The sequence below is a fragment of the Trinickia sp. HAY1-2D genome, assembly GCF_056754935.1.
Genome location: NZ_JBPGWX010000001.1, coordinates 1,116,349 through 1,141,723, shown reverse-complemented (window position 1 = coordinate 1,141,723; position 25,375 = coordinate 1,116,349). Strand labels below are relative to the sequence as shown.

The 25,375-nt window shown below is 65.3% G+C and carries 20 protein-coding genes; 6 read left to right on the top strand and 14 right to left on the bottom strand.

Annotated elements, in window-relative coordinates; all coding sequences use genetic code 11:
• Positions 1–9: 9 nt before the first annotated feature.
• The 7 genes from ACR9ZC_RS05015 to ACR9ZC_RS04985 form a co-directional block, all read right to left on the bottom strand.
• A complete protein-coding gene (locus tag ACR9ZC_RS05015; protein WP_481579374.1) occupies positions 10–963 on the bottom strand; it encodes a glycosyltransferase in 954 nt (317 codons plus the stop codon).
• The gene (locus ACR9ZC_RS05010; protein WP_481579373.1) at positions 953–2,098 is read right to left on the bottom strand and encodes a glycosyltransferase family 9 protein; all 1,146 of its coding nucleotides are present in this window, start codon (positions 2,096–2,098) and stop codon (positions 953–955) included. Before ACR9ZC_RS05010 ends, ACR9ZC_RS05015 begins: the two co-directional genes overlap by 11 nt.
• On the bottom strand, positions 2,086–3,060 hold the full coding sequence (locus tag ACR9ZC_RS05005) for a glycosyltransferase family 2 protein (RefSeq protein ID WP_481579726.1): 975 nt from the start codon (positions 3,058–3,060) through the stop codon (positions 2,086–2,088). The genes ACR9ZC_RS05010 and ACR9ZC_RS05005 overlap by 13 nt, the downstream gene beginning before the upstream one ends.
• A 65-nt stretch (positions 3,061–3,125) precedes the next feature.
• The gene (locus ACR9ZC_RS05000; protein WP_481579372.1) at positions 3,126–4,895 is read right to left on the bottom strand and encodes a carbamoyltransferase family protein; all 1,770 of its coding nucleotides are present in this window, start codon (positions 4,893–4,895) and stop codon (positions 3,126–3,128) included.
• Between the two features lie 12 nt (positions 4,896–4,907).
• Positions 4,908–6,134: a glycosyltransferase family 9 protein gene (locus ACR9ZC_RS04995; RefSeq protein WP_481579371.1), complete on the bottom strand. Its 1,227-nt coding sequence runs from the start codon at positions 6,132–6,134 to the stop codon at positions 4,908–4,910.
• Positions 6,131–6,745 (bottom strand): D-glycero-alpha-D-manno-heptose-1,7-bisphosphate 7-phosphatase, encoded by a 615-nt coding sequence (locus tag ACR9ZC_RS04990; protein WP_481579370.1) that lies wholly within the window; start codon positions 6,743–6,745, stop codon positions 6,131–6,133. Before ACR9ZC_RS04990 ends, ACR9ZC_RS04995 begins: the two co-directional genes overlap by 4 nt.
• Before the next feature lie 13 nt (positions 6,746–6,758).
• Entirely contained in the window at positions 6,759–8,069 is a 1,311-nt protein-coding gene (locus ACR9ZC_RS04985) for a glycosyltransferase family 4 protein (RefSeq protein WP_481579369.1), read from the bottom strand.
• A gap of 309 nt (positions 8,070–8,378) precedes the next feature.
• Here ACR9ZC_RS04985 and ACR9ZC_RS04980 point away from each other — a divergent pair, with 309 nt between their 5' ends.
• Positions 8,379–9,326 carry a glycosyltransferase family 2 protein gene (locus tag ACR9ZC_RS04980; RefSeq protein ID WP_481579368.1) on the top strand — a complete coding sequence of 316 codons (948 nt, stop codon included), beginning with the start codon at positions 8,379–8,381 and terminating at the stop codon, positions 9,324–9,326.
• On the opposite strand, the gene ACR9ZC_RS04975 is transcribed toward ACR9ZC_RS04980, so the two are convergent.
• The 4 genes from ACR9ZC_RS04975 to ACR9ZC_RS04960 form a co-directional block, all read right to left on the bottom strand.
• Positions 9,269–9,985: a PIG-L family deacetylase gene (locus tag ACR9ZC_RS04975; RefSeq protein ID WP_481579367.1), complete on the bottom strand. Its 717-nt coding sequence runs from the start codon at positions 9,983–9,985 to the stop codon at positions 9,269–9,271. The two genes, ACR9ZC_RS04980 and ACR9ZC_RS04975, sit on opposite strands and share 58 nt — an antisense overlap.
• Positions 9,986–10,055: 70 nt before the next feature.
• A complete protein-coding gene (locus tag ACR9ZC_RS04970; protein ID WP_481579366.1) occupies positions 10,056–11,018 on the bottom strand; it encodes a chemotaxis protein CheW in 963 nt (320 codons plus the stop codon).
• Positions 11,019–11,214: 196 nt separating this feature from the next.
• Entirely contained in the window at positions 11,215–15,606 is a 4,392-nt protein-coding gene (locus ACR9ZC_RS04965; protein WP_481579365.1) for a DEAD/DEAH box helicase, read from the bottom strand.
• A 31-nt stretch (positions 15,607–15,637) separates the two neighbouring features.
• The gene (locus ACR9ZC_RS04960) at positions 15,638–16,348 is read right to left on the bottom strand and encodes a BPSS1780 family membrane protein (protein WP_481579364.1); all 711 of its coding nucleotides are present in this window, start codon (positions 16,346–16,348) and stop codon (positions 15,638–15,640) included.
• Positions 16,349–16,706: 358 nt separating this feature from the next.
• On the opposite strand from ACR9ZC_RS04960, the gene ggt reads away from it, so the two are divergent.
• The 4 genes from ggt to egtD all read left to right on the top strand — a co-directional run bounded on the left by ggt (position 16,707) and on the right by egtD (position 21,888).
• Entirely contained in the window at positions 16,707–18,437 is a 1,731-nt protein-coding gene (gene ggt, locus ACR9ZC_RS04955; RefSeq protein WP_481579363.1) for a gamma-glutamyltransferase, read from the top strand.
• Between the two features lie 129 nt (positions 18,438–18,566).
• Positions 18,567–19,535, top strand: a complete 969-nt coding sequence (locus ACR9ZC_RS04950; RefSeq protein WP_481579362.1) for a DUF72 domain-containing protein — start codon at positions 18,567–18,569, stop codon at positions 19,533–19,535.
• 81 nt (positions 19,536–19,616) lie between these two features.
• A complete protein-coding gene (gene egtB, locus ACR9ZC_RS04945) occupies positions 19,617–20,867 on the top strand; it encodes an ergothioneine biosynthesis protein EgtB (protein WP_481579725.1) in 1,251 nt (416 codons plus the stop codon).
• Positions 20,851–21,888 (top strand): L-histidine N(alpha)-methyltransferase, encoded by a 1,038-nt coding sequence (gene egtD / locus ACR9ZC_RS04940; RefSeq protein WP_481579361.1) that lies wholly within the window; start codon positions 20,851–20,853, stop codon positions 21,886–21,888. The genes egtB and egtD overlap by 17 nt, the downstream gene beginning before the upstream one ends.
• A 3-nt stretch (positions 21,889–21,891) precedes the next feature.
• On the opposite strand, the gene ACR9ZC_RS04935 is transcribed toward egtD, so the two are convergent.
• Together ACR9ZC_RS04935 and ACR9ZC_RS04930 are read right to left on the bottom strand one after the other, a co-directional pair.
• Positions 21,892–22,179, bottom strand: a complete 288-nt coding sequence (locus ACR9ZC_RS04935; RefSeq protein WP_331566720.1) for a hypothetical protein — start codon at positions 22,177–22,179, stop codon at positions 21,892–21,894.
• 169 nt (positions 22,180–22,348) lie between these two features.
• Entirely contained in the window at positions 22,349–22,942 is a 594-nt protein-coding gene (locus ACR9ZC_RS04930; RefSeq protein ID WP_481579360.1) for an IMPACT family protein, read from the bottom strand.
• 330 nt (positions 22,943–23,272) lie between these two features.
• On the opposite strand from ACR9ZC_RS04930, the gene ACR9ZC_RS04925 reads away from it, so the two are divergent.
• Entirely contained in the window at positions 23,273–24,574 is a 1,302-nt protein-coding gene (locus tag ACR9ZC_RS04925) for a UDP-N-acetylglucosamine 1-carboxyvinyltransferase (RefSeq protein ID WP_481579359.1), read from the top strand.
• A gap of 64 nt (positions 24,575–24,638) precedes the next feature.
• On the opposite strand, the gene ACR9ZC_RS04920 is transcribed toward ACR9ZC_RS04925, so the two are convergent.
• Positions 24,639–25,175 carry a DUF4142 domain-containing protein gene (locus tag ACR9ZC_RS04920; RefSeq protein WP_481579358.1) on the bottom strand — a complete coding sequence of 179 codons (537 nt, stop codon included), beginning with the start codon at positions 25,173–25,175 and terminating at the stop codon, positions 24,639–24,641.
• Positions 25,176–25,375 lie beyond the last annotated feature (200 nt).

The window sequence follows — 25,375 nt, the reverse complement described above, 5'->3', positions numbered from 1 at the left end:
TTTCTCCGGTTAGGCGGTGACCTCGCGTAGCACGCGACACCAGTCTTCGACGAAGCGGCCGATGGAAAAGCGCTCGAGCGCGACGCGGCGCGCGCCGTCGCCGAGCCGCCTGGCTTCGCCGCGATCGCGCAGCAGGCACTGCATGCCTTGCACGAGCGAATCGACATCGGTCGAGATGAAGCCGGTCTCGCCATTTTTGATTACGGTGACGAGCTCGGTTGTCGCCAGCCCGACGATGGGCATGCCGATCGTCATCGCTTCGACGATCGCGAGCCCGAGGCTCGTCCAACGGATCGGGTTGAAGAAAAGCCGGTAGCGGGCGCAAAACGCGGCGAGATCGAGATTGCCGATTTCGCCGAGCCCGCCGGCGCTTTGCGCATCCATGCCGACGAGATCGAGCGGGACGCGTTCGGCCACGCTTCGGTAGATGTCGGCGCCGAGCCGGCGCCCGCGGCTCGCGAGATTGTTGATGACCACGATGCCGCGTTCGAGTTCGCCCGTATAACGGACACCCTCGGGCACGACGACGCCATGCTCGATGACCCGCGTCGGCGTATCGCCGCAATCCCACATCAGTCGATTGAACGGCGTCACGTGAACGATGAGCGTGCTCGGATCGTCGACCCAGTGCCGTTCGCAAAACGGATTGCGCTGGGGCGGATCGTGCTCGAGATAGATGCGCGGCAGCGCGCGCTGAGCGTCGGACAACACCTCGAGGCGGTCCGTCTCCCAGTGCTCGCGATGCTGATACAACACAACGTCGAATTCGCGTGCGGCAACCTCCTGTGCGTCGACCTCATGAACGTTGTCGCCCCAGGGCAACACGCCTGTCCTCCCGGCATGGCCCGGCGGATTGCCGGGGCGCGTGACAAGCCAGAAATCGTGAGGTGCTTGCGTCAGGTAATAGAGATAGTTGCCGTGCACGTGCCAGGTCAGCACACGCAGTCTGCGCTCAGTTCGCATGCCTTTCCTCCCTCGCGGGTGTACCGCGCATGTGCAGCACGCCGGGCGCGCCCCGGCGCGTGCGCATGCGATGCGCCAGTTGAGCGAGCGCCTCGCTCACGACGCTCTCGACGCTGACGTTGCGCGCGCACTCGTGCTCGTACGGACACTCGCGAAACGCGCAGGGGCGGCATGGCGGATAGTCCGCCAGCACATGATGAAGCGCGTGATCGAGCGGTGCCCAACGGCGCGTGTCGCTGCCCGAGGCGATGACCGTGCTTGGCGTGCACATGGCGGCCGCCAAATGCGAAATGCCCGTGTCGTTGCAGACGACGAGCCGCGCATGCGAGACGAGCGAGGCCAATCCGCCAAGCGACGTGGCGCCTGCGAGATGGAGCGCCGGGGCCGTCATGGCGCCCAGTACCGCCGCGGTGATGTTCGCTTCGTGCGACGTACCCGTGATCGCGATTTGCCAGCCCTGTTCCGAGAGGGCATCGGCGACTTCGGCGAAGCGGGCGGCCGGCCATCGGCGCGACGGCAGCTGCGCTCCGGGATGCAGCAAGACGAGCCGCTCCGGCTCGATCCCGTGCAGTGCTTCGAGCGCGGCATACTCGGCGCGATCCTGCGCAGTGAGCGGAAACCAGAGCGTATCGTCGGCCGCGGGAAGCCCGAGCGCCCGCACGAGGGCCAGGTATCGACGCGGCTCCGGTAGCGCGTCGGGCCATGCCAGGAGCCCAGGTGCGGGCGCTTCGTGCGGCTCGATGAAGCCCGCGCACGCTCTCGCGCCCAACTGGCCGACGATCGCATTGGCGGGGCCGCCGCTGCCATGCATCTGAATAGCCAGATCGAAGCGGCGCCGGCGCATGGCCGCGAAAAACGACGGCAGGCCGGCCTCGCTTTCCTCCTGCTCGGGAAAGCCGGGTGCGCCCGGAAAGACGACGAGTTCGTCGACGAGCGAGCTGAAGCGCTCCACGAATTGCGTCGCCCACGGCAGGCCGATCAGCGTGATATAGGCCTGCGGCCAGGCAGCGCGCAGCGCGCGTAGCGCAGGCACGGCGCATAACATGTCGCCCAATTGGAGCGCGCGGAATATCGCGACGCGGCTCGGCGCCGGAAAAATCGGCACGGCTGGCGCAGTGTCGTTCAGAGGAACCATGTTCGGTAGCTCAAGGCGCCGCGAAGACGCCAGTAGATCGATAGGAATGGAATCAGCGCCGATGTCGCGGCCATTTCGGCGATATGTGGCCAGGCGCGAGAGCGCCCCTGCATACGAAGGGCGAAAAACCGCGTCGTCAGCGCAAGCCAGATCAGCGCGGCACCGCAGGCGGCCCACGGCGCACCGGCCGCGGCGCAGCCCAGCGCGACGAGCGCTGCCGCCACCGTGACGTAATAGTCGATGGGCGGCCTGGCGGCGATGCGGCGCTTGTACAAATCGCGATGCTTGTTGTAAAGAAGCGCCTCGAAGCGGCTCTTCTTCTGCTGCGCGAGGCTGACACCCCATCGTGCCGGGCGGACCGGATGCAGCACGAGCGCATCGGTTGCCTGAGCGATGCGCGCTCCGATGGAAAGCAGCGCAAATTGCAGGTCGGAGTCCTCGCGCCATGCCGCCGTGAAGCGCTCGTCGAATCCCCCGACGGCAACGAGTGCGTCGCGACGCACGAATGCGTTGGCGGTGGCGAACTCGGCTCGTTCGAGCCCGCTCGCATCGGCTTCGTAGTCGGTCGGCTGAGGCGGCAGTGGCACGACGATCTTGCCGGCCGCAGCGCCCACGCCGTCGGTCAGCGCGGCGAGGCCGCGTTCGAGCCAGTGCGCGTCGGGTATCGTGTCGTCGTCGGTAAAAGCAACGACCGGCGCACGCGCGTGCCGCCAACCCGCGTTTCGCGCGGCGGCCGGACCTTGTGTCGCGCGAATCGGCAGGTAGTCGATGCGCAAGCCGCGTTCGCTCTGCGCGCGCGCGAAGCGCTGCGTCAGCTCGAAGGTGGCGTCATCCGGCCCGTCGTCGCAGACGACGATCTCGTAGCGGTGCGGCGCGAGCGTCTGATGCGTGAGCGCATTCAGGCACCGTTCGAGCAGATCGGGTCGCCGCCAGGTGGGCACCACCACCGATATCTCGGGCATCGACGCGGGGAGGCCGGGCGGCGCCACGACGCGCGGGGCGGCGTGGGCTTGCGGATCGCGCACGTTCACCCGGCCCTCCCGTTCGCAGCATCCTTGGCCTTCGTGATCAGAAACGGTCCGATCACGAGTGCGTCGAGCGGAGACGTCCAGAACGACTCGAGCGCGTCGCGCGGCGAATTGACCATCGGCTCCCCGCGCGTGTTGAACGACGTATTGACGAGAATCGGCACGCCCGTGCGCGCGTGAAATGCCGCGAGCAGGTCGTAGTAGAGGGGATGCTGCGTTCGGTTGATGGTCTGGATGCGGGCGGTGCCGTCGACATGACGGACCGCTGGAATCCGCTCGGCGCGATCGGGCCGGACATCGAAGATGAACAACATGAAAGGTGCCTTGCGTGCGCCGACGAACCAGTCGGCCGCATGCTCTTCCATCACGACCGGCGCGACGGGGCGGAAATCTTCGCGATCCTTGATCTCGTTGAGTTTTGCCTGCATGCCGGGATCGATCGGCGACGCGAGAATCGAGCGTGCGCCGAGCGCCCGCGGCCCGAACTCGGTACGGCCCTGGTACCAGCCGATGACGTTGCCGGCCGCCAACAATTCCGCCGTCTCGCCGGCGATATCGGTCAAGCGCCTGAACGGCAGTTTCGACCAACGTAAAAACCCCTCGATTTCAGCATCGGAATAAGCGGGGCCCAAGTAGGCATGATCCATCGTCCACCGGCGTTCGTGGTCGCCCTGGCGGCTGCGCTCGCGCGAGTCGATCCAGAGCGCCGCGCCCAATGCCGTGCCCGCGTCGCCCGCGGCCGGCTGCACCCAGACCTCCTCGAACGGGCCGCGATCGCGGATGAACGAATTCATCACGCAATTGAGCGCAACGCCTCCGGCCATGGCGAGGCGGGGTAGACGGGTGCGCTCATGCAGCCACTGCGCCAACTGCAGCACCGTCTCTTGCAACACGCACTGCAACGATGCCGCGATGTCGTAGTGCCGGGCCTCGAGCGGTCCGCCCCGTTCGCGCGGCGCACCGAAGCGTTCGACGAGGCGTGGCGCTTCGACGGTGTAGCTGCCATCGCCGCGATAACGGACGATTTCACGGAACACGTCGGCATGGACCGGCTTGCCGAACGCGGCGAGCGCCATGACCTTGTACTCGTCGGAGGAGTGTAAAAAGCCGAGCCAGTCGGTCACGGCCTCGTAGAGCAGCCCGAGCGAATGCGGCAGCTCGACTTGCTTGATACGCTTGTATTGCCCGCCGACGTATTGGCCGAGGCTCGTCGTCACGCCTTCGCCGCGGCCGTCCATCGTGAGCACGGCCGTATCACCCCCCGGCGCGGCGAGAAACGCGCTGGCCTCATGGGCGAGATGGTGTTCGACGTAGTGCCAGGCGAAGCGATGGCCGCCCTTGGCCGCCCGGAAACGTTTGGCCAGGTGGTGCGGCGCGCCGTCGATGAGCTGTGCCCGCGCGTTGACGATGTAGCTCAAAAAAAGCGGATCCCATGGCGACGTATTCGGATCGCCCGGTTGCTCCAAACCGGGTTCGAGCGGCAGCGCGATCGAGGCACGGCCGGCGCGCGTTGCCGCGGGCATGATCGGCAGGAGCGCCGGATCGTAGGAATAGGCCACATGATCCACGTCGGCCAGCGAGATGCCGGCTTCCTTCAAGCAATAATCGATCGCATCGAATGGCAGTTGCCAGGTCGAGAACGGTACTGGACGCTTCCCATGCTTCACATGCGTGAAGCGTTCGTCTTCGGCCGCGGCAAGCACTATCCCGTCGCGCACGATCACCGCGGCGCTGTCGTGATAAACGGCATTGATTCCCAGAGTATGCATGGCTGTCACTCGTCAATCGTCAAAAATCCGATGACACACGTTCGGGGGAGGGGGAGTCGCTATCGACCGAACGGCATCGGGGGCGGGCATCGAAGCAGTGCGTCTGGCCGCGAGCTCGAGTGCGGCTGCGGCGACCTCGGCGGCCGGCACGCCGAGCAGGCAGGCATGATGGCCTTTCGGGCAGACGCTGCGATAACACCAGCGGCAGTCGACGTCGCGAAAGAGCACACGGTGTTCGGTTTGCCACGGCGTATGCTGCGGGTTGGTCAGCGCGTACAGATCCACGACGGGCGTGCCGAGCGCCGAGGCGAGATGGACGGGGCCGCTGTTATTGCTGACCAGCACGGCAGCGCGCTCGACCAGTGCACCGAGTTCGCCGATATTCAGTTGTCCTGACAGATCGTGCAGGCGCGTCAGCGCCGCGGGCCCTGCAGCAGAAATGACGGACCGGATCAGTTCGCGTTCGTCGGCGCTGCCGGTGAGCAGGATCGGCAGTGCGCTCATGCGTGCCAGCCGGGCTACCGCTTCGCCGTAGCGTTCCGGCGGATAGCGGCGCGACGCGGCGCTCGCACCAGGGTGAACGACGAACCACGGGCCGCGTGCCGCGATGCCGCGCGCCGCGAGCCGGCGCGTGAGCGTGCGTCGTGCCTGAGCACTCACGTCGAAGCGCATGCGCGTATCGCCGCAGGTCGCGCCGACCTGAGCGACCAATTGCAACTGTCGTTCCGCTTCGTGCCGTACGCCGTGTTGCGGCTCCGTTTCGCAGACCCAGTCGGTCAGGAGGCCATACGGGTTCTCGCGGCAATGCGCCAGCAGCCGCGGTATGCCCGCTAGGTAGCAGAGCATCGCGGCGGGCAGCGGATTCTGGCTGTAGACGGTGAAGATCGCCGCCGCATCGAAGTGGCGCGCGCGCAGCGCGTCCACCATCGCGAGATCGGGCTCGGGATCGAGCGTGTCCTTGCAGCCGTGCCAGGGCGCATCGTAGCCGAGCACTTCGTCGACATCGCCGAGGAACGGCGCGAGCCCCGCGTTCCCCTTCGATGTCAGCAGCGTCAGATGCCGACCCGGTACCGCCGCGCGCAAAGCGTGCAGAGCGGGCGTCGTCATCAGCACGTCGCCCATGTGATCGAGGCGCACGCACAGAATGCGCTTGACCTCGGGGCCCCAGCGCGACGCAGTCGATTCGCGCGCATGCGCGTGCGCCGACGAGGGTGCCACCGAAAACGGCAGTGCGTTCATCCTGCGGCCCTCGCTGGCTCGATGGAGGCATGCGCCCGGGAGTGTTGTTGCTGAAGCGAATCGACGATGGCAAGCGCCGCCTCGCGCATGTCGTGCACGCGCAGCGTCGGCCGCCGCAGCGGGCCATCGCGCCATTCGGTCTCGTGGCCGTTGTCGATCAATACCGTTCGGCAGCCGGCCCGCGTGCCCGCTTCGACGTCATCGAGGATGTCGCCGACGAACCAGCTAGTGCCGAGATCCAGACCGTGCTCGCGCGCGGCACGCAGCAAAAGACCGGGCGCCGGCTTGCGACAGGTGCAGGGGCCGGCATAAGGGGCGACGTGGCCGTGCGGATGGTGAGGGCACCAGTAGGCGCCGGCGAGCACGGCGCCGCACGAGGCGAACATATCGCGCAGATGAGCTTGCATCGTATCGAGTGCACTGTGAGGAAAACGTCCGAGCGCGACACCGCCTTGATTGCTGACGACGACGAGCGTCACGCCGTGCTCCGCAAAAAGCCGCAGCGCATCGGCCGCCCCGGGCGCAAACCGCATCGACGCGGGATCGACGTTATAAGGCACGTCTTCGAGCAACGTGCCGTCCTTGTCGAGCAATACTGCGGGCTTGAGCATGGCGGCGTCATGCTCAAACGCGGCCCGCGGCCGCGCGTGCGCCGCGTTGCTGCTTCTTCGCCCGTTCGCGGCGCAGATCCGTTACCGGGAGATCTGCCGGGATGCGCGCCACGCGGCGATAGACGGCTTCGAGTTGGGCCGCGATGTGAGCCCACGTGAACTCGCGGTGAGCGCGGGCGAGCCCCGCTTCGCCCATGCGTGCGCCGAGGGCCGGATCGGCGGCGAGCTGCGCGAGCCGTTCGGCCAGGGCCATCGGGTCGCGCGGCGGCACGAGAAAGCCGGTTTCGGAATCGACGACCGAATAGCGGATACCGCCCACGTCCGCGCCGATCACCGGACGCGCGCATGCCATCGCTTCCAGTGGCGTGATGCCGAACGGCTCGTACCATGGCGTCGTCACGAACACATCGGCCGCGCCATAGTACTGACGCAGCTGGGCTCGCCCGCGCCGCCCGACGAACGTCACGTGCTCGGCCACGCCGCACTCCGCGGCGACGCCACGCAGGCGCGCGATTTCCGGTGTGGCGATTTCGTTGGGTAGATCGGCGTTGCCGCCCACGACGTACAGGTGAGCATTGACATCCCTGCGTTTGCGCAACAGCGCCAGGGCGCGAACGACATTGTCGATGCCCTTGCGTCGCACGATCCGGCCCAGTTGCAACACGGCGAACTGGTCATTCGGCCAGCCGAGGATCTTGCGCGCGAGTTCGCGCTCCATCGGCGCGAACTCGGCGGTATCGAAGCCGCAGGGGACGATCTCCACGCGTGACGGATCGACCGCATAGTGCTCGCGAAGGTCCGCGGCATCCTGCGGGCATTCGGCTATGACGATGTCGCTCTCCCGCACGAGTTGCTCTTCGATCGCAAAGCGCTCGTCGGGAAAGCCGTCGTCGGCGCCCTGATGGAGCCTGCGCACTTTGCCGAGCGCGTGGAACGTCATGACGAGCGGGATGCGCTGCGCGTGTTTCGCTTTGAGCGCCGCCAGACCCGACATGAAGAAATTGGCGTGAATCACGTCGTAAGGCCTCGATTCGCGGCGGCAAAAGCCGAGCAGAAAGTCGGCGAAGGCAGGCATATAGGGCAGGAGCGCTTCCTTCGGCATTTGCGTCGGGGGACCGGCCGGCACGTGGATCACCCGCACGCCGTCCATGTCCGAAATTGCAGGCAGCAAGGCGCGATCGCGCCGTGTGAACACATCGACGTCGTGCCCGGCACGCCGAAGTTGTCGGGCGACGTTGGCGACATAGATGTTTTGGCCGCCGCTGTCGACCCCGCCCGCGATGGCGAGCGGAGAAGCATGTTCACTGACCAGTGCGATTTTCATTTGGTGTCCTTCATACGGAGACGGTGCAGGGCATTTCGCCGATGGCCTCCCTGGCAGGTACACACGCGAGGCCGTCTCCCGCCCCCGAGCATGCCTTGTGCCAATCGCATCCGGTCAAAGCTTCAGAAGCGCTGGTCAAGCGGCGCATCGCTTCTGTGTTCTTTACTCAACGAACGTCCACCGCCGCTCTTACCGGAACGATGTAATTAGGACGCACCTTTGCCGGCCGCCGGATGGCGGGAATCGCTGGAGCACTTCTTGCTGCCGCGATGTCGTTCCCAGCGGGAACCGCAAGGAGCGAGAGCCGAGATGAACGACCGAATCTCCGTAGTCGTGTTGACCCGCAACCGCCTGCCCGAAGTGACGCGTACGGTGTCGCATCTGCTTTCGCTACCCGAAGCACCGCCCGTCATCGTGGCGGACAACGGTTCGACGGACGGCACGGCGACCGCGCTGCGCGAGCGCTTTCCCGACGTTCAGGTGATCGAGTGCGGCGCCAACCTCGGCGCGGCGGGGCGCAATCGTGCCGCGAAGCTCGCAAGAACGGACTACATCGCCTTCAGCGACGACGACACGGAATGGCAACCCGGTGCGCTCGACGAAGCGGTTCGCATACTCGATTCAGCGCCGCGCGTGGCGGTGATTTCCGGGCGAGTGCTCGTCGGCGAATCGCGCGAGCTCGATCCGACCTGCGCGCGCATGCGGGCAAGCCCGCTCGATCGGGCTGGCTTGCCCGGACCGGCGCTCGTGGGTTACATGGCCGGGGCCTGTGTATTTCGCGCGGGGGTATTCCGGAAAGTGGGCGGGTACGAGCCGCGGCTTTTCATCGGCGGCGAGGAAGCGCTCGTTGCGCTGGATGTGCTCGATGCAGGCCACGCGATCGTCTATTGCGATTCCGTCGTGACCGTGCACCGGCCATCGGCTGCGCGTGACGCACCGTTGCGCCGGCGCATGCTCGCGCGCAACGCGGCGCTCGTGGCATGGCTGCGCCTGCCGCGCGGCGAAGCGTTGAGCGCGAGCTTCCGCGCATTCGCCGCACTACGAGCAGGCGAACGAGATTTCCTCAGACATGCTGCCGCTTTGCTGCGCGATATCGGATGGGCTATGCGCAGGCGCCGTGCGGTGGGCGCCGCCGTCGTGCGAATGTGCGAGCAGGTGCGGGAGGCCGAGCTGGCGGCGTTCGGCCGACGGCAGGCGCTTCAGCAGCTTCGGTCGGCGCGCCGATACACGCTGCGCGCGAGCGATAAACGCCAATAGCGCTCGGGTTCGACGAGATCGTTCGGATGGGCGTCGCCGAGCGCGCGCAGCTGGCTTCGATAGGCTCGCACGCTGCGCCATTTTTGCGCGGCGGCGCGCGCGCTTCGGACGGGCATGAGAATCTCGTCGGTGTCGGGTGTCGTCAGGATTCCCCTCGACGCGAGCGAACCGCGGCGCTCGAGCGCGATACGCCCGATGTGCCGATAGATCGCTTCCTCGTATGCGATGAGCGAGGCAATCTTTGCCGAGTCGAGCAATGCGCAGCAGGCGTCGGCAACGAGTACGTGGTCGGAATGATAAAGGCCGATCGGCGCGACGAAGGCGAGACGGCCGCTTCGTTGCCATGCCTCGTCAAGCGCCGCGCTCACGGTCTCGATCGCCGGGCTTTGGCGGTATTGGCTGTCGGTAAACGCCAGCCGGATCGGCCAGGCATCGAGCGATGCGAGCGCGCGATCGTCTTCGCGCCTACGCGCTTCCAATGCGGCGTCCGAATCGGCAAAGCCCGAGGCCTGGTCCCACGGTGTGGACAGAGCGGGCCGCGGTGCGCCCGCGAATACGGTGCAGACGATCGAGCCCGGGTGCATCGCGAGCAGCATGCCGCAGCTGAAAACGGCATCGTCGAGATGAGGCGAAACGACGAAAAGCGGCGAGGGACTCATGCGGCGGGAGAGGCGAGCCGGCGGTGGCGACGCAGGCTTGCCCCGCAAGGAAAATGCCTGCCGTTCGCGCTCAGGCCGCCAGGGCTTGGCGGATGGCGGATGCCAGATCGCCCGCCTGGAACTTCGCCACGTACCCCGTCGCACCCGCGTTTTTGACGTGCGCCTCGTTGGCCGTGCCCGTCAGCGACGAGTGAATGATGACGGGGATGTCGCAAGTGCGTTCGTCGGCCTTGATCTGACGTGTCAGCATGAACCCGTCCATTTCCGGCATTTCGAGGTCGGTCAGCACCAGCGCGATCTTGTCGCGTGCGCGCACGCCTTCGTCTTGCGCTTCGCGGGAGATCTTGTTGAGAATGTCCCACGCCTCCTGACCCGTCTTGGCGATGATGTATTCGGCGCCGAGCGCGGCCAGGCTTTGCTCGATGAGCTTGCGGGCGAAACCGGAATCGTCGGCCGCCAGAATCTTCGCTCCGGTTTTGACCGTCACGGCAGCGCCGACTTCCTGCGGGTCGACGCTCGGATGCTGCGCCGGAAACACGTCGCGCAGCACCTGCTCGACGTCGACCACCTGCGCGAGCCGGGAGTCGCCGGTATTGCCGTCGATGCGGGCGATGCTCGTGACCGAGCTGGCGCCTGCCGACGCTTCGGCCGAAAGGACCTGATTCCATTCGAGGCGGACGATGTCGTCCACTTCCTCGACCGCGAACGCCTGCGTCGAGCGGGCGAATTCGGTGACGAGCAGGATGTTGAGGCCCCGTGTCGGGTTGCATCCCATGAGCCGCGGCAGATCGATCACAGGGATGATCTGGCCGCGGATATCGACCGCACCGAGTACGTGAACGGACGAACCGGCGATCGGCGTCACGGCCGGCATCGTCATGATCTCGCGCACCTTGAATACGTTGATGCCGTAGAGTTCGTGCGGATCGCCTTCGTCGCCGGAGGCCGCGCCGAGCCGGAATAGCAGGAGTTCGAACTTGTTCGAGCTGGTCAGATTGGTGCGTTCGTCGATCGAGTGATGATCTGCGGCCATTGAGGCATTCCTCGAGGTTGGACCTGTCGGTACAAGGGTTGCGGCCCCGATTCCGGGCACGCGTGGGCGCGCCGGGGGCTTACCAGCTTGATAACGGCCGCGAGTGCCGAAAATTGATAGACCCCCGCGTTTGCCCTAGGGGGAAACACGTTTTTGTCGGGGTTGGGCGCCGCAATGCGTCGATGGCCCGTGCGCTTCAAACGCGGCGCGTCAATTGCCCGCGCGCCCGTTCGCGTTCGTCGGGGCTGAGCGCCGCAAGGAAATCGAAATGACCGGAGATCAGCGTCGCAATCGGCACGCCATCGCGAAAGACGATGCGGTTCCCCGCGAGCGCAGGGATCTTGTCGCCTGGCAAGATGGTACCGACGAGGTTGAGCGGGTCGGCGCCGCTCACGCAGACCAACGTGCCGTCGACGGAACACTTTCGGGTTTCGCGCAAGACCGGAATCGCTTCGGGCAGGGCGAATTGTTCGCCCGACAGGCCGTTGACGAACCTGCCACCGCGTACTTCGCCGCGCCCCTCCAGACGGTGGAAGGTACGCAGCAGCTCGCGCCAGCGCGGCAGCCACGACGGCTCGCGCTCGAGCAGCTGCCAGCAGACGACGCCGTAACGTCGCAGCAATGTCATGGCGACATGTTCGAGTACGTCCGCCGATGCGGCGCTCGAGTGCCGTGCATCGCCGATGCCGGGCGCATCCGCGGCCGCGGTCTCTCCGACGGGTGGCCGCCTGATCAACGCCCAGCGCCCGGCATCCGCCATGCCGCCGATGAACGCCCCGTGTCGCGCGCCGCGCCGAGGCCCATGGCGCGCGGTGCGCTGGCGTGCCGCAGCCGGCTGCAGCAGCGCGCGCAGTCCCGCGAAGCTGTCGGCATTGACGAGGCCGGCTGCGACCAGTTCGCCGAGGGCCGCTTCGAGCTCGATGGGCAGCGAGCGCGTCTCGTGAAGCTGCTCGTCGAAAAACATCGCTCCGTGTCGCGCGAGTGCTTCGAAGACGGCGCGGGCGCGGGCAGACAACGCATCGGCGGGAGGCGGCTCGCTCAGCGCCTGCCAGAGCGGCAGATGGCGGCGAGCGAGCAGCACGATCGGCGTCGAGCGCACAGGTGTACTCGATACGCGGGCGGACGCTTGCGCGAGCCGGGCCCATACGAGCCGGCCCGAGCGGCATAGCGCGTCGAGCGACGTACCCGTGTAGTCGCGAATCCGGCCGGGCAGGATGTCTTCTTCCCACGCGGCGGCGGGCGCCTCGAAGCCTTCGAGTTGCTCGAGCGTGGCCGCGAGCGCGTCGGACCCCATACCGCGCGCGTCGGGCGCAACGCGCTGCCATTCGAACAGAAAACGCATGAAATCGGCACGCTCGACAGGCTCGATCTCGCGACGCAAGCGCCGAATCGTATAGCGATGAATCCGTGCGAGTAGATGTCGCTCGCACCATTCGTCTGTGTTCGCGCCCGGTGAAAAGCGGCCGCGCATGACGTAGCCTTGTGCTTCGAGCGCGACGAGCGCCCCGGCAACGGCCGAGGCGGGCAGAGCAAGCGGGCGCGCCAGTTGGGCAACGGTGGATGGCGGCAGGGCGCTCAGACGTGACCGGACGATCTCGACGAGCGCGTCGCCGGCCGACCCGCCCACATCGAACTGCGCCGGAACGACGAGGCGCGGCTCATACACAGCGTCGGGATAGACCGCGCGAAAAGCGGCAAGCCGCTCGAGCGGCATCCATAGCGCGTCGTCTTGCGCGATCTGCATCCGGGTTGCGCGCCCCGAGCGCGCCAACTCCGCGAGCCACGCGGCCCACCCGTCGTTCGACCGAACTTCGCTTTCGCTCGCGCACGCGAGCGTCATCAACGCCTCGTGCATCTCGTCGGCGTTTCGCACGCTGGGCCATGCTTCCTGGCGCACCGTATCGATCGCTTGCGCATCGAGCGCGCCGAGATCGTTGGCGCTGTCGGGCTCGCTGAAACGGCGCGAGAGTACCGCTTGCGTACGGCGCTCTTCGAGCGGAGCGTCGTCGAGGAATGCGTAGGGACGTGCATTGAGAATTTCGGCGGCGAGCGGCGACGGCGCCGCGAGCTCGCGCGTCACGAGCGAGACGCTGCCGCTTTCGATTCGACGCAGCAACGCAACCCAGCCGTCGCAATCCATCGCTTCGTGCAGGCAGTCGTCGATCGTCTGATCGACAAGCGGATGATTCGGCAGTTCGCGCTCGCCGGCGATGTTCTCGAGGCACGCCACTTGATCGGGGAAGACGGCCGCCAGCAAATCCTCGCTTTTCATGCGCTGCAATTGAGGTGCCGTCTTGCGCCCGCCGGTGAAGCGCGGCAACGCCAGCGAAGTCGTCGCGTTCCAGCGCCAGCGTACGTTGAATAGCGGTGCATCGAGCAGAGCCTGAGTCAGAACATGCTCGGCCGTATTCGAATGCACATAGCGCCAGACTTCGTCGAGCGGAAAACTATGGGCGCTCGTGAGCGAGAGGACGATGGCGTCCTCGGTTGCCGCGGCTTGCAGCTCGAAGTTGAACGTGCGGCAAAAGCGCTTGCGCAAGGCGAGCCCCCACGCGCGATTGATCCGGCTGCCGAACGGCGAATGGATGACGAGTTGCGCGCCCCCCGACTCGTCGAAGAATCGCTCCATCACGACGGTGTCCTGCGTGGGCAATGCCGTCAGTGCGGCGCGGGCGCGGGCCAGATACTCGACGATCTGCCGCGCGGCGCTCTCGCTCACGGTCAGCTCGCGCATGAGCGTCTTCACTGCTTCATCCACGAGCGTGGGTGCTACGGGCGATTGCGCCGTATCGTCAGGAGACCTCAGTAACGCGTCGATGCGCGCGCGTAGGCGCGAAACGGCGGCGGACAGTTCGTCGCTGCGCCCGGGGGCCTCGCCGAGCCAGAACGGAATGTTCGGAGCTTGCCCCGCCGCATCGACGACGCGCACGCGTCCGGCTTCGACACGAAGGATGCGATAGGCGGTGTTGCCGAGCTGAAAGATATCGCCGGCGAGGCTTTCGACCGCGAAGTCTTCGTTGACGGTGCCGATATTGATGCCTTGCGGCTCGAGCAGCACCGCATAGTCGGCGTTATCGGGAATGGTGCCGCCCGAAGTGACGGCAGTGAGCTTGCCGCCGCGGCGCGCACGCAGCGTGCCGCTCACGATGTCGCGGTGCACGTACGCACCGCGCGGCCCATGACGGCTCGTGTAGCCTTCGGCCAGCATGCGCAGCACGGCGTCGAAGCGTTCGCGCGTGAGCGTTGCATACGGCGCGGCATGGCGATAGCACTCGAAAAGCGCATCCTCGCTCCATTCCTCGCAGGCCACCTCCGCCACGATCTGCTGGGCGAGCACGTCGAGCGGCGCACGCGGAATGACGAGCGCATCGAGTTCGCCGCGCCGCGTGCAATCGATCAGGGCGGCGCACTCGACCAGATCGTCGCGCGAAGTCGGAAAAAGGCGGCCTTTCGGCATGCCGCCGACATGGTGTCCCGAGCGGCCCACGCGTTGCAGGAAAGGCGCGATGGCACGGGGCGAGCCGAGCTGACACACGAGATCGACGTCGCCGATATCGATGCCGAGCTCGAGCGAGGCGGTGGCGACCAGCACACGCAGGGCACCCTGCTTCAGCCGCGATTCGGCATCGAGCCGGTGTTCCTTGGCCATGCTGCCGTGATGCGCCGCGACCGCATCCTGGCCGAGCCGCTCCGTCAGATGACGCGCGGCGCGCTCGGCCATGCGGCGGGTATTGACGAAGACGAGCGTCGTGGCATGCGCCGCCGCGAGCTCGGCGAGTCTGTCGTAGACACGTTCCCAGACCTCGTTGGCCATGACGGCTTCGAGCGGGACGGGTGGCAACTCGAGCGCGAGATCGCGCGGGCGGTTGTGGCCCACGTCGACGATCGCGCACTGCGCATGCGGGCCCTGCCCGACCAGAAACTGCGCGACGGTCTCGATCGGCTTTTGTGTGGCGGACAGCCCGATGCGCGACAGACGACGCTTGCAGAGCGCGTCGAGCCGTTCCAGCGAGAGCGCCAGATGGCTGCCGCGCTTGGTGGCGGCGACAGCGTGGATTTCATCGACGATGACCGTGCGCGTCGTGGCGAGCATTCGGCGGCCCGAGTCGGACGAGAGCAGCACGTAGAGCGATTCGGGGGTCGTGACGAGGATGTGCGGGGCCCGCTGCCGTTGCGCCGAGCGTTCGCGTTGCGTCGTGTCGCCCGTGCGGACCGCCGTGCGGATATCGACGGGCGGCAGCTCGAGTCGGGCCAGTTCTTCCGCGATACCGGCCAGGGGCCGCTCGAGATTGGCATGGATGTCGTTCGACAGCGCCTTGAGCGGCGAGACGTAGACGACGAGCGTTGCGTCCGGCAGCGCGCCGCCCGCGGCGAGCCCGTCGCGCACGAGTTCATCGAGCGCCCATAGAAAAGCCGTCAACGTTTTGCCCGAGCCGGTCGGTGCGGCGACAAGCGTCGAGCGGCCGCGCCGGATAGGCGGCCATGCACGGCACTGTGCCTCGGTGGGCGCATCGAACGTGCGCTCGAACCACGCGGCGACCGCGGGGTGGAATTCGGCGAGCGCCTCGTGAGCGAGAGAGGGCGTCATGACGTCGATATGTGGGGCTTGCGCTGAACTTTCAAGCCGGCGTATCCGCGCCGGTTCGCCGGTTCGCGAACAGATCGCGGTAAGCCGCAAACGTCGACAGATACGCGAGCGGCGCAAGCACGATGAGGCCGATGCCGAGTGTGACCAGCGCGGCGCCGACCAGGCCCGCGATGAATACTCCATACACGAGCGCCGCCAGCGGATTGCGCCAGGTCGCGACCGCGCTCGCTTTGAGCGCATCCAGCGGCGGCATGCGTTCGAGCACGATCAGCGCCGGCGCGAGCCAAAGCGTGAGCGCGGCGCCGATGACGGCTACCGCATAGAGTAACGCGGCGAGCCACGGCGCGCTTGCACTTGCCGCACCGGGGGCAGCGAGTGCGAGCGCATTGAACGATGCTGCCATGCGGCTTGCGGCGAAATCGCAGACGAGCGCGGCTGCCAGTGCGACGAGGCTGGCGGCAAAGAGCGGCTGAGCGTGACGTCGAATGCCGTTGAACGCATCGGCCACGCGTACGGTTCCGAGCGTGCGGCAGTTTTCGGCCGCGGCGCACATGCCGCCGGCCCATAAAACGGTGAATACGGGCGTTAGATCGCTGATCACCGGAATCATGCTGAGCAAAACCGTGACGACGAGGTCGATTGCGCCAAGCGCGACCCATACTGCGGGCCGCACGCGGAACAGCGCCCATCCCTCCACGATCCATTGCGAGCCGTGGTGAGCGGAAACGGTGTGCGTGTACATGGATGATGGCTCCGAAAGGACAACGCCCAGATGACTGACGAGTGCCGATGCCGCGAATTATCCACCAGCGGGCCGCCAGTCACTTGCAGTGCTCGCGGCTTTTAGCCGGAGACCGTTTGCGTAATTGTCTGGTTCAAATAGTACTTTTTTTGCGACGGCGAGACCCGTTTTGCCCTCGGGGTGGTTGCTCAGCGCGGACTCTGCGACGGCGTCAGCGTGCCAAGGCGAGTCAGGCCGCGGGAGTGCTCCAAGCCGTCAACTGCCGCCACGGAATGCGACTACGAAACTTCGTCGTTTCGCAAACCATTTCCGCGTGATATAAGCGCGTGCATACGATGATTTACAAGGAGGGGACTTCATGAGTTCAATCAGCCGCATCAAGGCCACCGCAGCAGGGTGGAGTGTCGTTGCGCTGGCAACGGCATCGCTCGGCCTGATGGAAAGCGTACCGGCCGTCGCCAAGACCGGTACGACGAAACCCGTATTGACGGCATCGGCCATGGCGGTCGCGGATGAGTTCAGCGCCGATGCGGCCGAACAGATCTTCAAGGAAGGCGGCAACGCCGTCGATGCGGCGGTGGCGATCGCCTTCACCCTGGCCGTGACTTATCCCGAGGCAGGCAACATCGGCGGTGGCGGGTTCATGACGCTCTTCGTCGACGGCAAGCCGTACTTCCTCGATTACCGCGAGCGGGCCCCGCTGGCGGCGACGAAGAACATGTACCTCGACAAGGACGGCAACGTGATCAAGGGCATGAGTCTCGTCGGCCCGCGCGCGGTCGGCGTGCCTGGCACCGTGGAGGGAATGTGGGAGGCGCAAAAGCGCTTTGGCCGACTGAAATGGAAGCAGGTCCTCGCACCGGCCATCCACTACGCGCGCGATGGCTTCGCGGTCAGCGATCAATTGCAGGAGCGTCGGGATAATGCGGCGAAGGACTTCGGCGATAAAACGAACTTCGGCAAATATTTCGGCGGGCTGAATACCGGCGTCACGTTCAAGCAGCCGGAACTCGCTGCGACGCTCACGCGCATCGCCGAGAAAGGCGCGAAAGAGTTCTACGACGGCAAGACGGCCGATCTGATCGCGGCCTCGATGAAAGCGGACGGCGGCCTCATCACGAAACGCGACCTGCAGCAATACAAGGCAGTATGGCGCCAGCCGGTGCAAGCCGACTGGAACGGCTATCACGTGATTACGGCGCCGCCGCCGAGCTCGGGCGGCATCGGGCTCGTGCAGTTGCTGAAAATGAAGGCCGATTTGAAGGACAAGTTCGAGGGCGTGCCGCTCAATTCGGCGAAGTACATACACCTCGTCGCGGAAATCGAAAAACGTGTCTTCGCCGATCGCGCGCAATATCTCGGCGATCCCGATTTCTTCAAGGTGCCCGTTGCGCAGTTGATCTCCGACGATTACATCGCCAAGCGCGCTGCCGAAGTCAATCCGGACAAGCCATCGGATACGAAGAGCGTGCAGCCGGGCCTCGGCACCTCGATGCCGGAGAAAGCGGAGACGACCCACTTCTCCGTGATCGACAAATGGGGCAACGCCGTATCGAACACTTACACGATCAACGGTTACTTCGGATCGGGCGTTGTGGCGGACGGCACGGGCATTCTGTTGAACGACGAGATGGACGACTTCTCCGCCAAGCCGGGCGTGGCGAATATGTTCGGCGTGGTCGGCAGCGATGCGAATTCGATCGAGCCGAAGAAGCGGCCGTTGTCGTCGATGTCGCCGACGATCTTGACGAAGGACGGCAAAGTGGCGCTCGTCATCGGCACACCGGGCGGCTCGCGCATCTTCACGTCGATTTTCCAGGTCGTCAGCAACGTCTATGACTTCAAGATGCCGTTGCCCGATGCCGTTGCGGCGATGCGCTTTCACCACCAGTTGCTGCCGCCCAACACGATCTTCTGGGAGCCGTACAAGCCGATCGAGGGCGAACTCGCGAAGCAATTGCAGGACATGGGCTATGTCTTGCAGAAGCAGGGCTTCAACGGCGACATCCAGGCCATCGAGATCAACGGCGATACGCCGGAGCCGGCGGCCGATCCGCGCGGACGCGGCGTCACGAGAATCGTTCAATAGAGGCGCCATCGTTGGCTGCGCGCGCCCCCGAGGCCGCGCGGCCAATCGAACATTTATCGGCATCGCGACTGGAATAGGAACGGTGCTTGCTCGTTCGACCATATGAAGCAAAGGTCTGATGAACGAGCGATGGCAATTCATATCGGCATTTCCGGCTGGCGCTACGGCGGTTGGCGCGGCGTCTTCTATCCGAAAGGATTGCGCCAGGCGAGCGAGCTCGCGTACGCATCGCGAGCCGTCGATACGATCGAAATCAACGGCTCGCACTACTCCTTACAGACGATAGACAGCTATCGGAGCTGGCATGATGCCGTGCCCGAGGATTTCGTATTCAGTGTGAAAGGGCCACGGTATCTCACGCATATGCTGCGTTTTCGCGACGAGTCGGCACTGCCCGCGATCGCGAATTTCTTCGCCTCCGGCGTGCTCGCCCTCGAAGACAAGCTCGGCCCGTTTCTCTGGCAGTTTCCGCCGAATTTCCCATTCGAGGCGACACGGCTCGAGCGGTTTCTCGCGCTGCTCCCTCCAACGGTGGAAGATGCCGTAACGCTTGCGAAACGACACGATGCGCGCGTGAAGAAGCCATGGTGCGAAACGCGACGGGCGGGGCAATTACGCCATGCGGTCGAAATCCGGCACCGTAGTTTTTGCACGCCCGAGTTTCCGGAAATACTGCGACGGCATGGCGTTGCGCTCGTCGTCTCCGACGCCGTGGCCGACTGGCCCTATACGGAAGACGTGACGGCCGATTTTCTCTATTTGCGTCTGCATGGCACCGAAACGCTATACAGCGGCGCTTATTCGGACGCCGCGCTCGAACGCTGGGCCAGACGTATCGCCACATGGGCACGCGGAAGCGAGCCGCGCGACGCAAGACGTATTGCGAAGACACGCCTGACACGTACGCCGAGGGATATCTATTGCTACTTCGACAACGACCAGAAAGTACAGGCGCCTTTCGACGCTCAGCGCCTGAAGCAGTGGCTCGGACGCGAAGGCGTTGCGCTCCGAAAGCGCGACGCGCCGCCGCCGCTGGCCTCGGCCGGCTCGGCGCGGCGCAAGCCGCGCTCCCATGCCGTGCAAGCTTCGCACGAGTAAAGTACAGTGCATGCAAAAGCGGTGGCCGCCACCGATACGATCGGCCGCGCCGGTAGCGCGGATCGGACCGTGTTTGCCTTGATGAAGGAGCGAAAGCCGATGGGCTGCGATGTATCCCAGCTGCGGCAGGCCTTCGAAGAAGTCCGCCGATACAGCCTCGAACTGACCCGCCCGCTCTCGGCGGAGGATCAACAGGTTCAGTCCATGACGGACGCGAGCCCCACCAAATGGCATCTGGCCCACACGAGCTGGTTCTTCGAAACGGTGTTGCTCGCGCAGCACGTCCCGGGTTACCGGTTTTTCGATGAACGCTATCCGTTTCTCTTCAACTCGTATTACGAAGCGCTCGGGCCTCGCCATGAGCGGGCACAGCGTGGGATGCTCACTCGACCGTCGCTCGACGAGGTGCATGCCTATCGGCTGCATGTCGATGAAGCAGTGCTGGCGGTGCTCGACCGCGCCGAGCCCGATTTGCTCGAGACGATCGAGCCGATCGTGACGCTTGGACTTCATCACGAACAGCAACACCAGGAACTGATCGTGACGGATGCCCTGCACGCATTCTCGTGCAATCCTCTCATGCCGGCTTATCGGAACCCCGACGTGGGCACGCCGCTTTGGCCGACGACGCATGCCGGGCCGATCGAATGGCTGTCCCGGCCCGGCGGCGTTGTCAGGATCGGTCATGAGGGCGGTGATTTTTGCTTCGATAACGAGGCACCCAGACATGAAGTTTTGCTACGTCCCTACGAAATCGCGCATCGACTCGTCACATGCGGCGACTACACTGCCTTTATCGCGGACGGAGGTTACGAGCGGCCTGAACTCTGGCTCTCGGACGGATGGGCGATGGTGCAGCGCGAAGGGATGCACGCGCCGGCCTATTGGCGGCAGCGCAGGCAGGGCGCCGCATCGGATGCGGCGAGCGTGGACGAGTGGCTCGTATTCGGCGTGGGCGGTCTCGAGCCGATGAAGGCCGAAACACCGGTGTCGCAGCTGAGCTTTTATGAAGCCGCGGCGTACGCCGAGTGGGCCGGCGCGCGATTGCCGACGGAGTTCGAATGGGAGGCAGCCTTCGATGCACCGGGCATCGACCAGATGATGGGCCACGTCTGGCAATGGACGCGCTCGTCATACGATCCATATCCGGGCTTTCGCCCCGTGGCGGGCCTTGCAGCGGAATACAACGGCAAATTCATGGTGGGGCAACTCGTCTTGCGCGGCAGCAGTATCGCGACACCGCCGGGTCATGCCCGTCGCAGTTACCGAAACTTCTTTCCGCCGGCGGCGCGCTGGCAATTCTCTGGAGTACGCCTTGTTCGAGACATCTGACACGTCGGGGCTGACCGGCGCCGGCTCGGGCGCCGCGGCATTCGTCGGCGACGTTCGGCAACCGCGCGGTGCAAGCAACGCCTTCGAACGCGACCTCTTGGCCGGCCTGTCCGTGAAGCCGCGGCGTGTGGCACCGAAGTATTTCTACGATGCGGCCGGATCTGCGCTTTTCGATCGGATATGTGAATTGCCGGAGTACTACCCGACTCGGACGGAGTTCGCCATCCTCGAGCGCAATGCTCGTGCGATCGCGGAATGTATCGGTCCGCGCGCGGACATCGTCGAGTTCGGCGCAGGATCGCTCTCGAAGATCCGGCGCTTGCTCGATGCATTCGAGCCCGCGCATGCCCCGCGCCGTTTCTTTCCGATCGATATTTCAGCGGACCATCTCGAGGGTGCGGCGCGCCGACTTCATGCCGACTATCCGTGGCTGCACGTACACCCGGTGGGAGCCGACTATATGCAGGAGGGCGCGCTCGGTGACCTGGAGGCCGCATCGGAGCGCCGTGTCGGGTTCTTTCCGGGCTCGACGATCGGCAACCTCGATCCGGACGAGGCGCGCGGCTTTCTACGTCGGGCGGCGCACCTGCTCCAAGGCGGCGGCCTCTTGATCGGTGTCGATCTCGTGAAGGACCCGGACGTCTTGCACCGCGCTTATAACGATCGGCAAGGCGTCACCGCCGCGTTCAATTTGAATTTGCTTCGGCGTGCCAACGAAGAGCTGGGAGCCGATTTCGAGTTGAGCCGTTTCGCGCATTACGCGTTTTACGAGCCGCGCCGACAGCGTATCGAAATGCATCTCGTGAGCCGTTGCGCGCAGACGGTCAGGCTCGGCGGACATGCCTTTGCGTTCGATCAGGGCGAGAGCATTCACACGGAGAACTCGCACAAGTTCACGATCGATGGCTTCCGCGCACTTGCGGTATCGACGGGATTCGAGCCGGGTCCCGTCTGGACAGACGAGGCCCGGCTTTTCAGCGTGCATTGGCTCGCCAGTCCGCCTGCACGAGCGAGCCGTTGATCGTCAATAACCGCCCCAACGGCGTTCGCGCCACTGGTGTTCGCGCCATTCATGCTCGCGCCATTCGCGGCGGCGCCACTCGCGCGCGCGCCAGTCGTCGCCGCGGTAATAGCCTACCGCCACGGGTGCCGCGTAGGCCGGTGCCGGCGGCGCCACGTAGACGGGTTGCGGAGCCACATATACCGGCGCGGGGATGCCGACGCCGATGGCCAGATCGACGTGCGCGGATGCCGCGCTCGAGACACCCAATACCGTCAGGCCGATCAATGCTCCCACGAGCTTCTTGTTCATCGCGCTACTCCTTGCACTCCATGTGCGTTGTTTTGACCACGGAGCCAGTGTAGGGGCCACGCGCTGACACAGGTGAAAGCGGCTTGCGAGATCGGTAACGCTGCATTACGGGCCGCAAGCCTTGCCCAGAGCGGCGTTCGGGCCGCACAGCCCGACGAGCGCAGCGCAATCAGGAGTCTTCGGGGAACACGGCGCGGCCCTGCGTGAGGTCGCGCAACGCAGTGCGCGCGGCCTCGATTTCGCTCGCCGGCATCTGCATGGCGAGCCACACCTGCGCACCATGGCGGCTCTCGACGAGGACGACGTCGTGCTGCTCCATCCACCGTCGCGCGCGTGCCTCGTCCGCATAGCTGAGCTCGACGGCCAACCGTGCCTGAGCGATGCGCTCGACGCGCTGCGCCCCTCCCAGCGCGGTGGCAATGGCATCGGTATAGGCACGCACGAGGCCGCCCGCGCCGAGCTTGACGCCGCCGTAGTAGCGAACGACGGCGCCGAGCACGCTATCGAGATCGTGATGGCGCAGGACTTCGAGAATCGGGCGGCCGGCCGTGCCGGACGGCTCTCCATCGTCCGACATGCCGGACTGCCCTCCGGCGAGCAGCGCCCAGCAAACGTGTGTAGCACCGGGATGCGCATCGCGCAACTGCCGCAGCGCCCCCATTGCCGCGTCCCGATCGGCGACGGGCAGCGCATGCGCGATGAAGCGGCTTTTGCGGATTTCGAGTTCGGCCGTGACCGGCGCGGCAAGTGTGAAGACGGGCAAATCGGTGGGCGAAGAGAGCGGGAGGCGCCAGTTTAACGCACCGGCCGGGAGGCGCTGGCCTGCGGCCGGCTGGCTGACCGAGCTTCGCCAAGACCGACGAGACTTATCCCCAGATATTGGGGGCAAACCTGTGTATAACCCGCCGGGAGTCCATGTAAGTGCTTGATGCGAAAGCATGTGGATCGCAGCGATACGAACCTGAGCAGCTCGAACGATTCGCGCGGACTCGCGGCGATCGAGCCGAGATGCCCGATTTCGGACCGGCCGCCGCCCGACGATGGCATGATATGCGCCTTGGCCTTTTTCGCTCGTTCACCGCTCATCCCCAATATGTCTGACCTTATCGTTCACGGCGGCCTTCCGCTGCGCGGCGAAATCACGCCTTCGGCCAACAAGAACGCCGTTCTGCCTATTCTTTGCGCCACCTTGCTGACCGATGCGCCGTTGCGGCTCATCGGCGTGCCCGACATCACCGATGTCAGGAAGATCCTCGATATTTTTCGCACGCTCGGCAGCGAGGTCTCGATGGACTTCGCAACCGGGGTGCTCGAACTCCATCATCGCGCGACCGTGTTCGACCCGGGTTGCCATCACCTGCCCGAGGAGATGCGCTCGTCGATCATGCTCGTGCCGCCGCTGCTTGCACGCTTTCGCGTGGCGCGCCTCGAAAACGACGTCAAGGGTTGCACGCTCGGTGTACGAGAGATCGATCCGCACGTCGAGGTGTTCGAACGGTTCGGCGCGCGCATCGAGCGCACGAACGGCTCGCTGATCGTACGCAGTGACGCCGCCATGCGCGCGAACGATCACTGGCTCGATTACGCCTCCGTGACGACGACCGAGAACTTCGTGCTCTGCGCCGCGGCCGCATCGGGGACGTCGACGCTGGTCAATGCCGCATCCGAGCCGCACGTGCAGGAGTTTTGCCGGTTCATCGCGATGCTGGGCGTACCGATCGACGGTATCGGCACATCGCGGCTCGCCATCTCCGGTGGCTGCAAGCTCGGCGGCGGAGAGTTCCGATTCGACGAGGATTTCCACGAGATCGCCACGTTTCTCGCGCTGGGCGCGATCACGGGCGGCGACATCGCGGTCAAAAACAGTGCGCCCGAGCAGTTCCCGTTGATCGACAGGACGTTCGCCAAGTTCGGCATCGATGTCGTCCATCGCGATGGCTGGTCGCGCGCCCGGCGCGACGGGCCGCTACGCGTGCGCAAGCCGTTTACGCCCAACATCCTGACCAAGATCGAGGCGGCGCCATGGCCGTATCTGCCCGTAGATCTTCTGCCGATCTTCATTGCGCTCGGTGTGCGCGCGCAAGGCAGCGCCATGTTCTGGAACAAGGTGTATGACGGTGCAATGGGCTGGTCTGTCGAGCTATCGAAGTTCGGCGCGCACGTGTTTCTTTCGGACCCGCATCGGCTCATCACGTTCGGCGGTATCCCGCTCACGCCGGCCAAGGTGGAGAGCCCCTATATCATCCGCGTGGCCATCGCGCTTTTCATGGTGGCAGCCAGCATCGAAGGGCAATCGGTCATCAAGAACGCCCTGCCGATCCGGCGCGCGCATCCGCATTTCGTCGAGAACCTGCGCTCTGTCGGTGCCAACGTCGAATGGACGAGTACGGAGTAAAGCGATGCGGACCGGCACGCGTATCGCGTGCCGGCCGCTGCGCCCAGTGCGGGCAGTCGATCGGTTATTCGCTCACGCCTTTTTTCTTGGCGAGGGATTCGGCCATCTGATAATGCTTTTCGATTACGGGAAGCTCTTTTTGCGCGAATTTCTTGAGATCCGCGTTCTGCCCACTCTCGATTTCCTTCTTGAAGGCGGCGACTGCTTCCTCGTGGCCCTTCACTCCGAGCTTGCTGATGTAGGCTCGATCGAACTCCTTACCCTTGAGCCCGCGTAGAGAATCGAGCAGCTCGGTGTCCGAGTTGTCCTTCGGCGCCGTCACATCGTGAGGCGCCGCTGCCTTGAGCTGCACCGTCATCTTCGTGTGGTCGTACATCATGTGACGTGCGAACGATTTCACATCCTTGTCGTTCGAATGCGATTGCGCGAGCTTGCCCGCGTCGATTTCGGTCGACGACGACTTCGTTGCCGCCTGTACGAAGTTGCGATCGGGTTCGGGTAGCGGATTGGCCGACGTTGTCGACGCGGCCTCGGTTTGCGCATTGCCGAGCCCGGGGATCGACAACGCGCAGCAGGCCAAAGCCAAGAACGAACGCTTCATAACGGCTCCTCGAATGGTTGGGAATAAACCAGCCCGATGCCGACGAGGCGCGGGGCTGCGGTACCGATAGGGCACCGCAAACAACGTACCGCTTCTCACCGAAAGCACGTCCGTGCGGCGGGTTGCGGCTGCGCAGCATGCTTGCGTAAGACTTGCAATGCGATGAGTCGATGTTGCCGGAGCCTGGCAATCGAGCAAGG

Bases quoted from the DNA above. Each gene is read 5' to 3' on its own strand.
- ACR9ZC_RS05015 (WP_481579374.1), bottom strand. From the start codon at position 963: ATGCGAACTGAGCGCAGACTGCGTGTGCTGACCTGGCACGTGCACGGC.
- ACR9ZC_RS05010 (WP_481579373.1), bottom strand. From the start codon at position 2,098: ATGGTTCCTCTGAACGACACTGCGCCAGCCGTGCCGATTTTTCCGGCG.
- ACR9ZC_RS05005 (WP_481579726.1), bottom strand. From the start codon at position 3,060: ATGCCCGAGATATCGGTGGTGGTGCCCACCTGGCGGCGACCCGATCTG.
- ACR9ZC_RS05000 (WP_481579372.1), bottom strand. From the start codon at position 4,895: ATGCATACTCTGGGAATCAATGCCGTTTATCACGACAGCGCCGCGGTG.
- ACR9ZC_RS04995 (WP_481579371.1), bottom strand. From the start codon at position 6,134: ATGAACGCACTGCCGTTTTCGGTGGCACCCTCGTCGGCGCACGCGCAT.
- ACR9ZC_RS04990 (WP_481579370.1), bottom strand. From the start codon at position 6,745: ATGCTCAAGCCCGCAGTATTGCTCGACAAGGACGGCACGTTGCTCGAA.
- ACR9ZC_RS04985 (WP_481579369.1), bottom strand. From the start codon at position 8,069: ATGAAAATCGCACTGGTCAGTGAACATGCTTCTCCGCTCGCCATCGCG.
- ACR9ZC_RS04980 (WP_481579368.1), top strand. From the start codon at position 8,379: ATGAACGACCGAATCTCCGTAGTCGTGTTGACCCGCAACCGCCTGCCC.
- ACR9ZC_RS04975 (WP_481579367.1), bottom strand. From the start codon at position 9,985: ATGAGTCCCTCGCCGCTTTTCGTCGTTTCGCCTCATCTCGACGATGCC.
- ACR9ZC_RS04970 (WP_481579366.1), bottom strand. From the start codon at position 11,018: ATGGCCGCAGATCATCACTCGATCGACGAACGCACCAATCTGACCAGC.
- ACR9ZC_RS04965 (WP_481579365.1), bottom strand. From the start codon at position 15,606: ATGACGCCCTCTCTCGCTCACGAGGCGCTCGCCGAATTCCACCCCGCG.
- ACR9ZC_RS04960 (WP_481579364.1), bottom strand. From the start codon at position 16,348: ATGTACACGCACACCGTTTCCGCTCACCACGGCTCGCAATGGATCGTG.
- ggt (WP_481579363.1), top strand. From the start codon at position 16,707: ATGAGTTCAATCAGCCGCATCAAGGCCACCGCAGCAGGGTGGAGTGTC.
- ACR9ZC_RS04950 (WP_481579362.1), top strand. From the start codon at position 18,567: ATGGCAATTCATATCGGCATTTCCGGCTGGCGCTACGGCGGTTGGCGC.
- egtB (WP_481579725.1), top strand. From the start codon at position 19,617: ATGAAGGAGCGAAAGCCGATGGGCTGCGATGTATCCCAGCTGCGGCAG.
- ACR9ZC_RS04935 (WP_331566720.1), bottom strand. From the start codon at position 22,179: ATGAACAAGAAGCTCGTGGGAGCATTGATCGGCCTGACGGTATTGGGT.
- ACR9ZC_RS04925 (WP_481579359.1), top strand. From the start codon at position 23,273: ATGTCTGACCTTATCGTTCACGGCGGCCTTCCGCTGCGCGGCGAAATC.
- ACR9ZC_RS04920 (WP_481579358.1), bottom strand. From the start codon at position 25,175: ATGAAGCGTTCGTTCTTGGCTTTGGCCTGCTGCGCGTTGTCGATCCCC.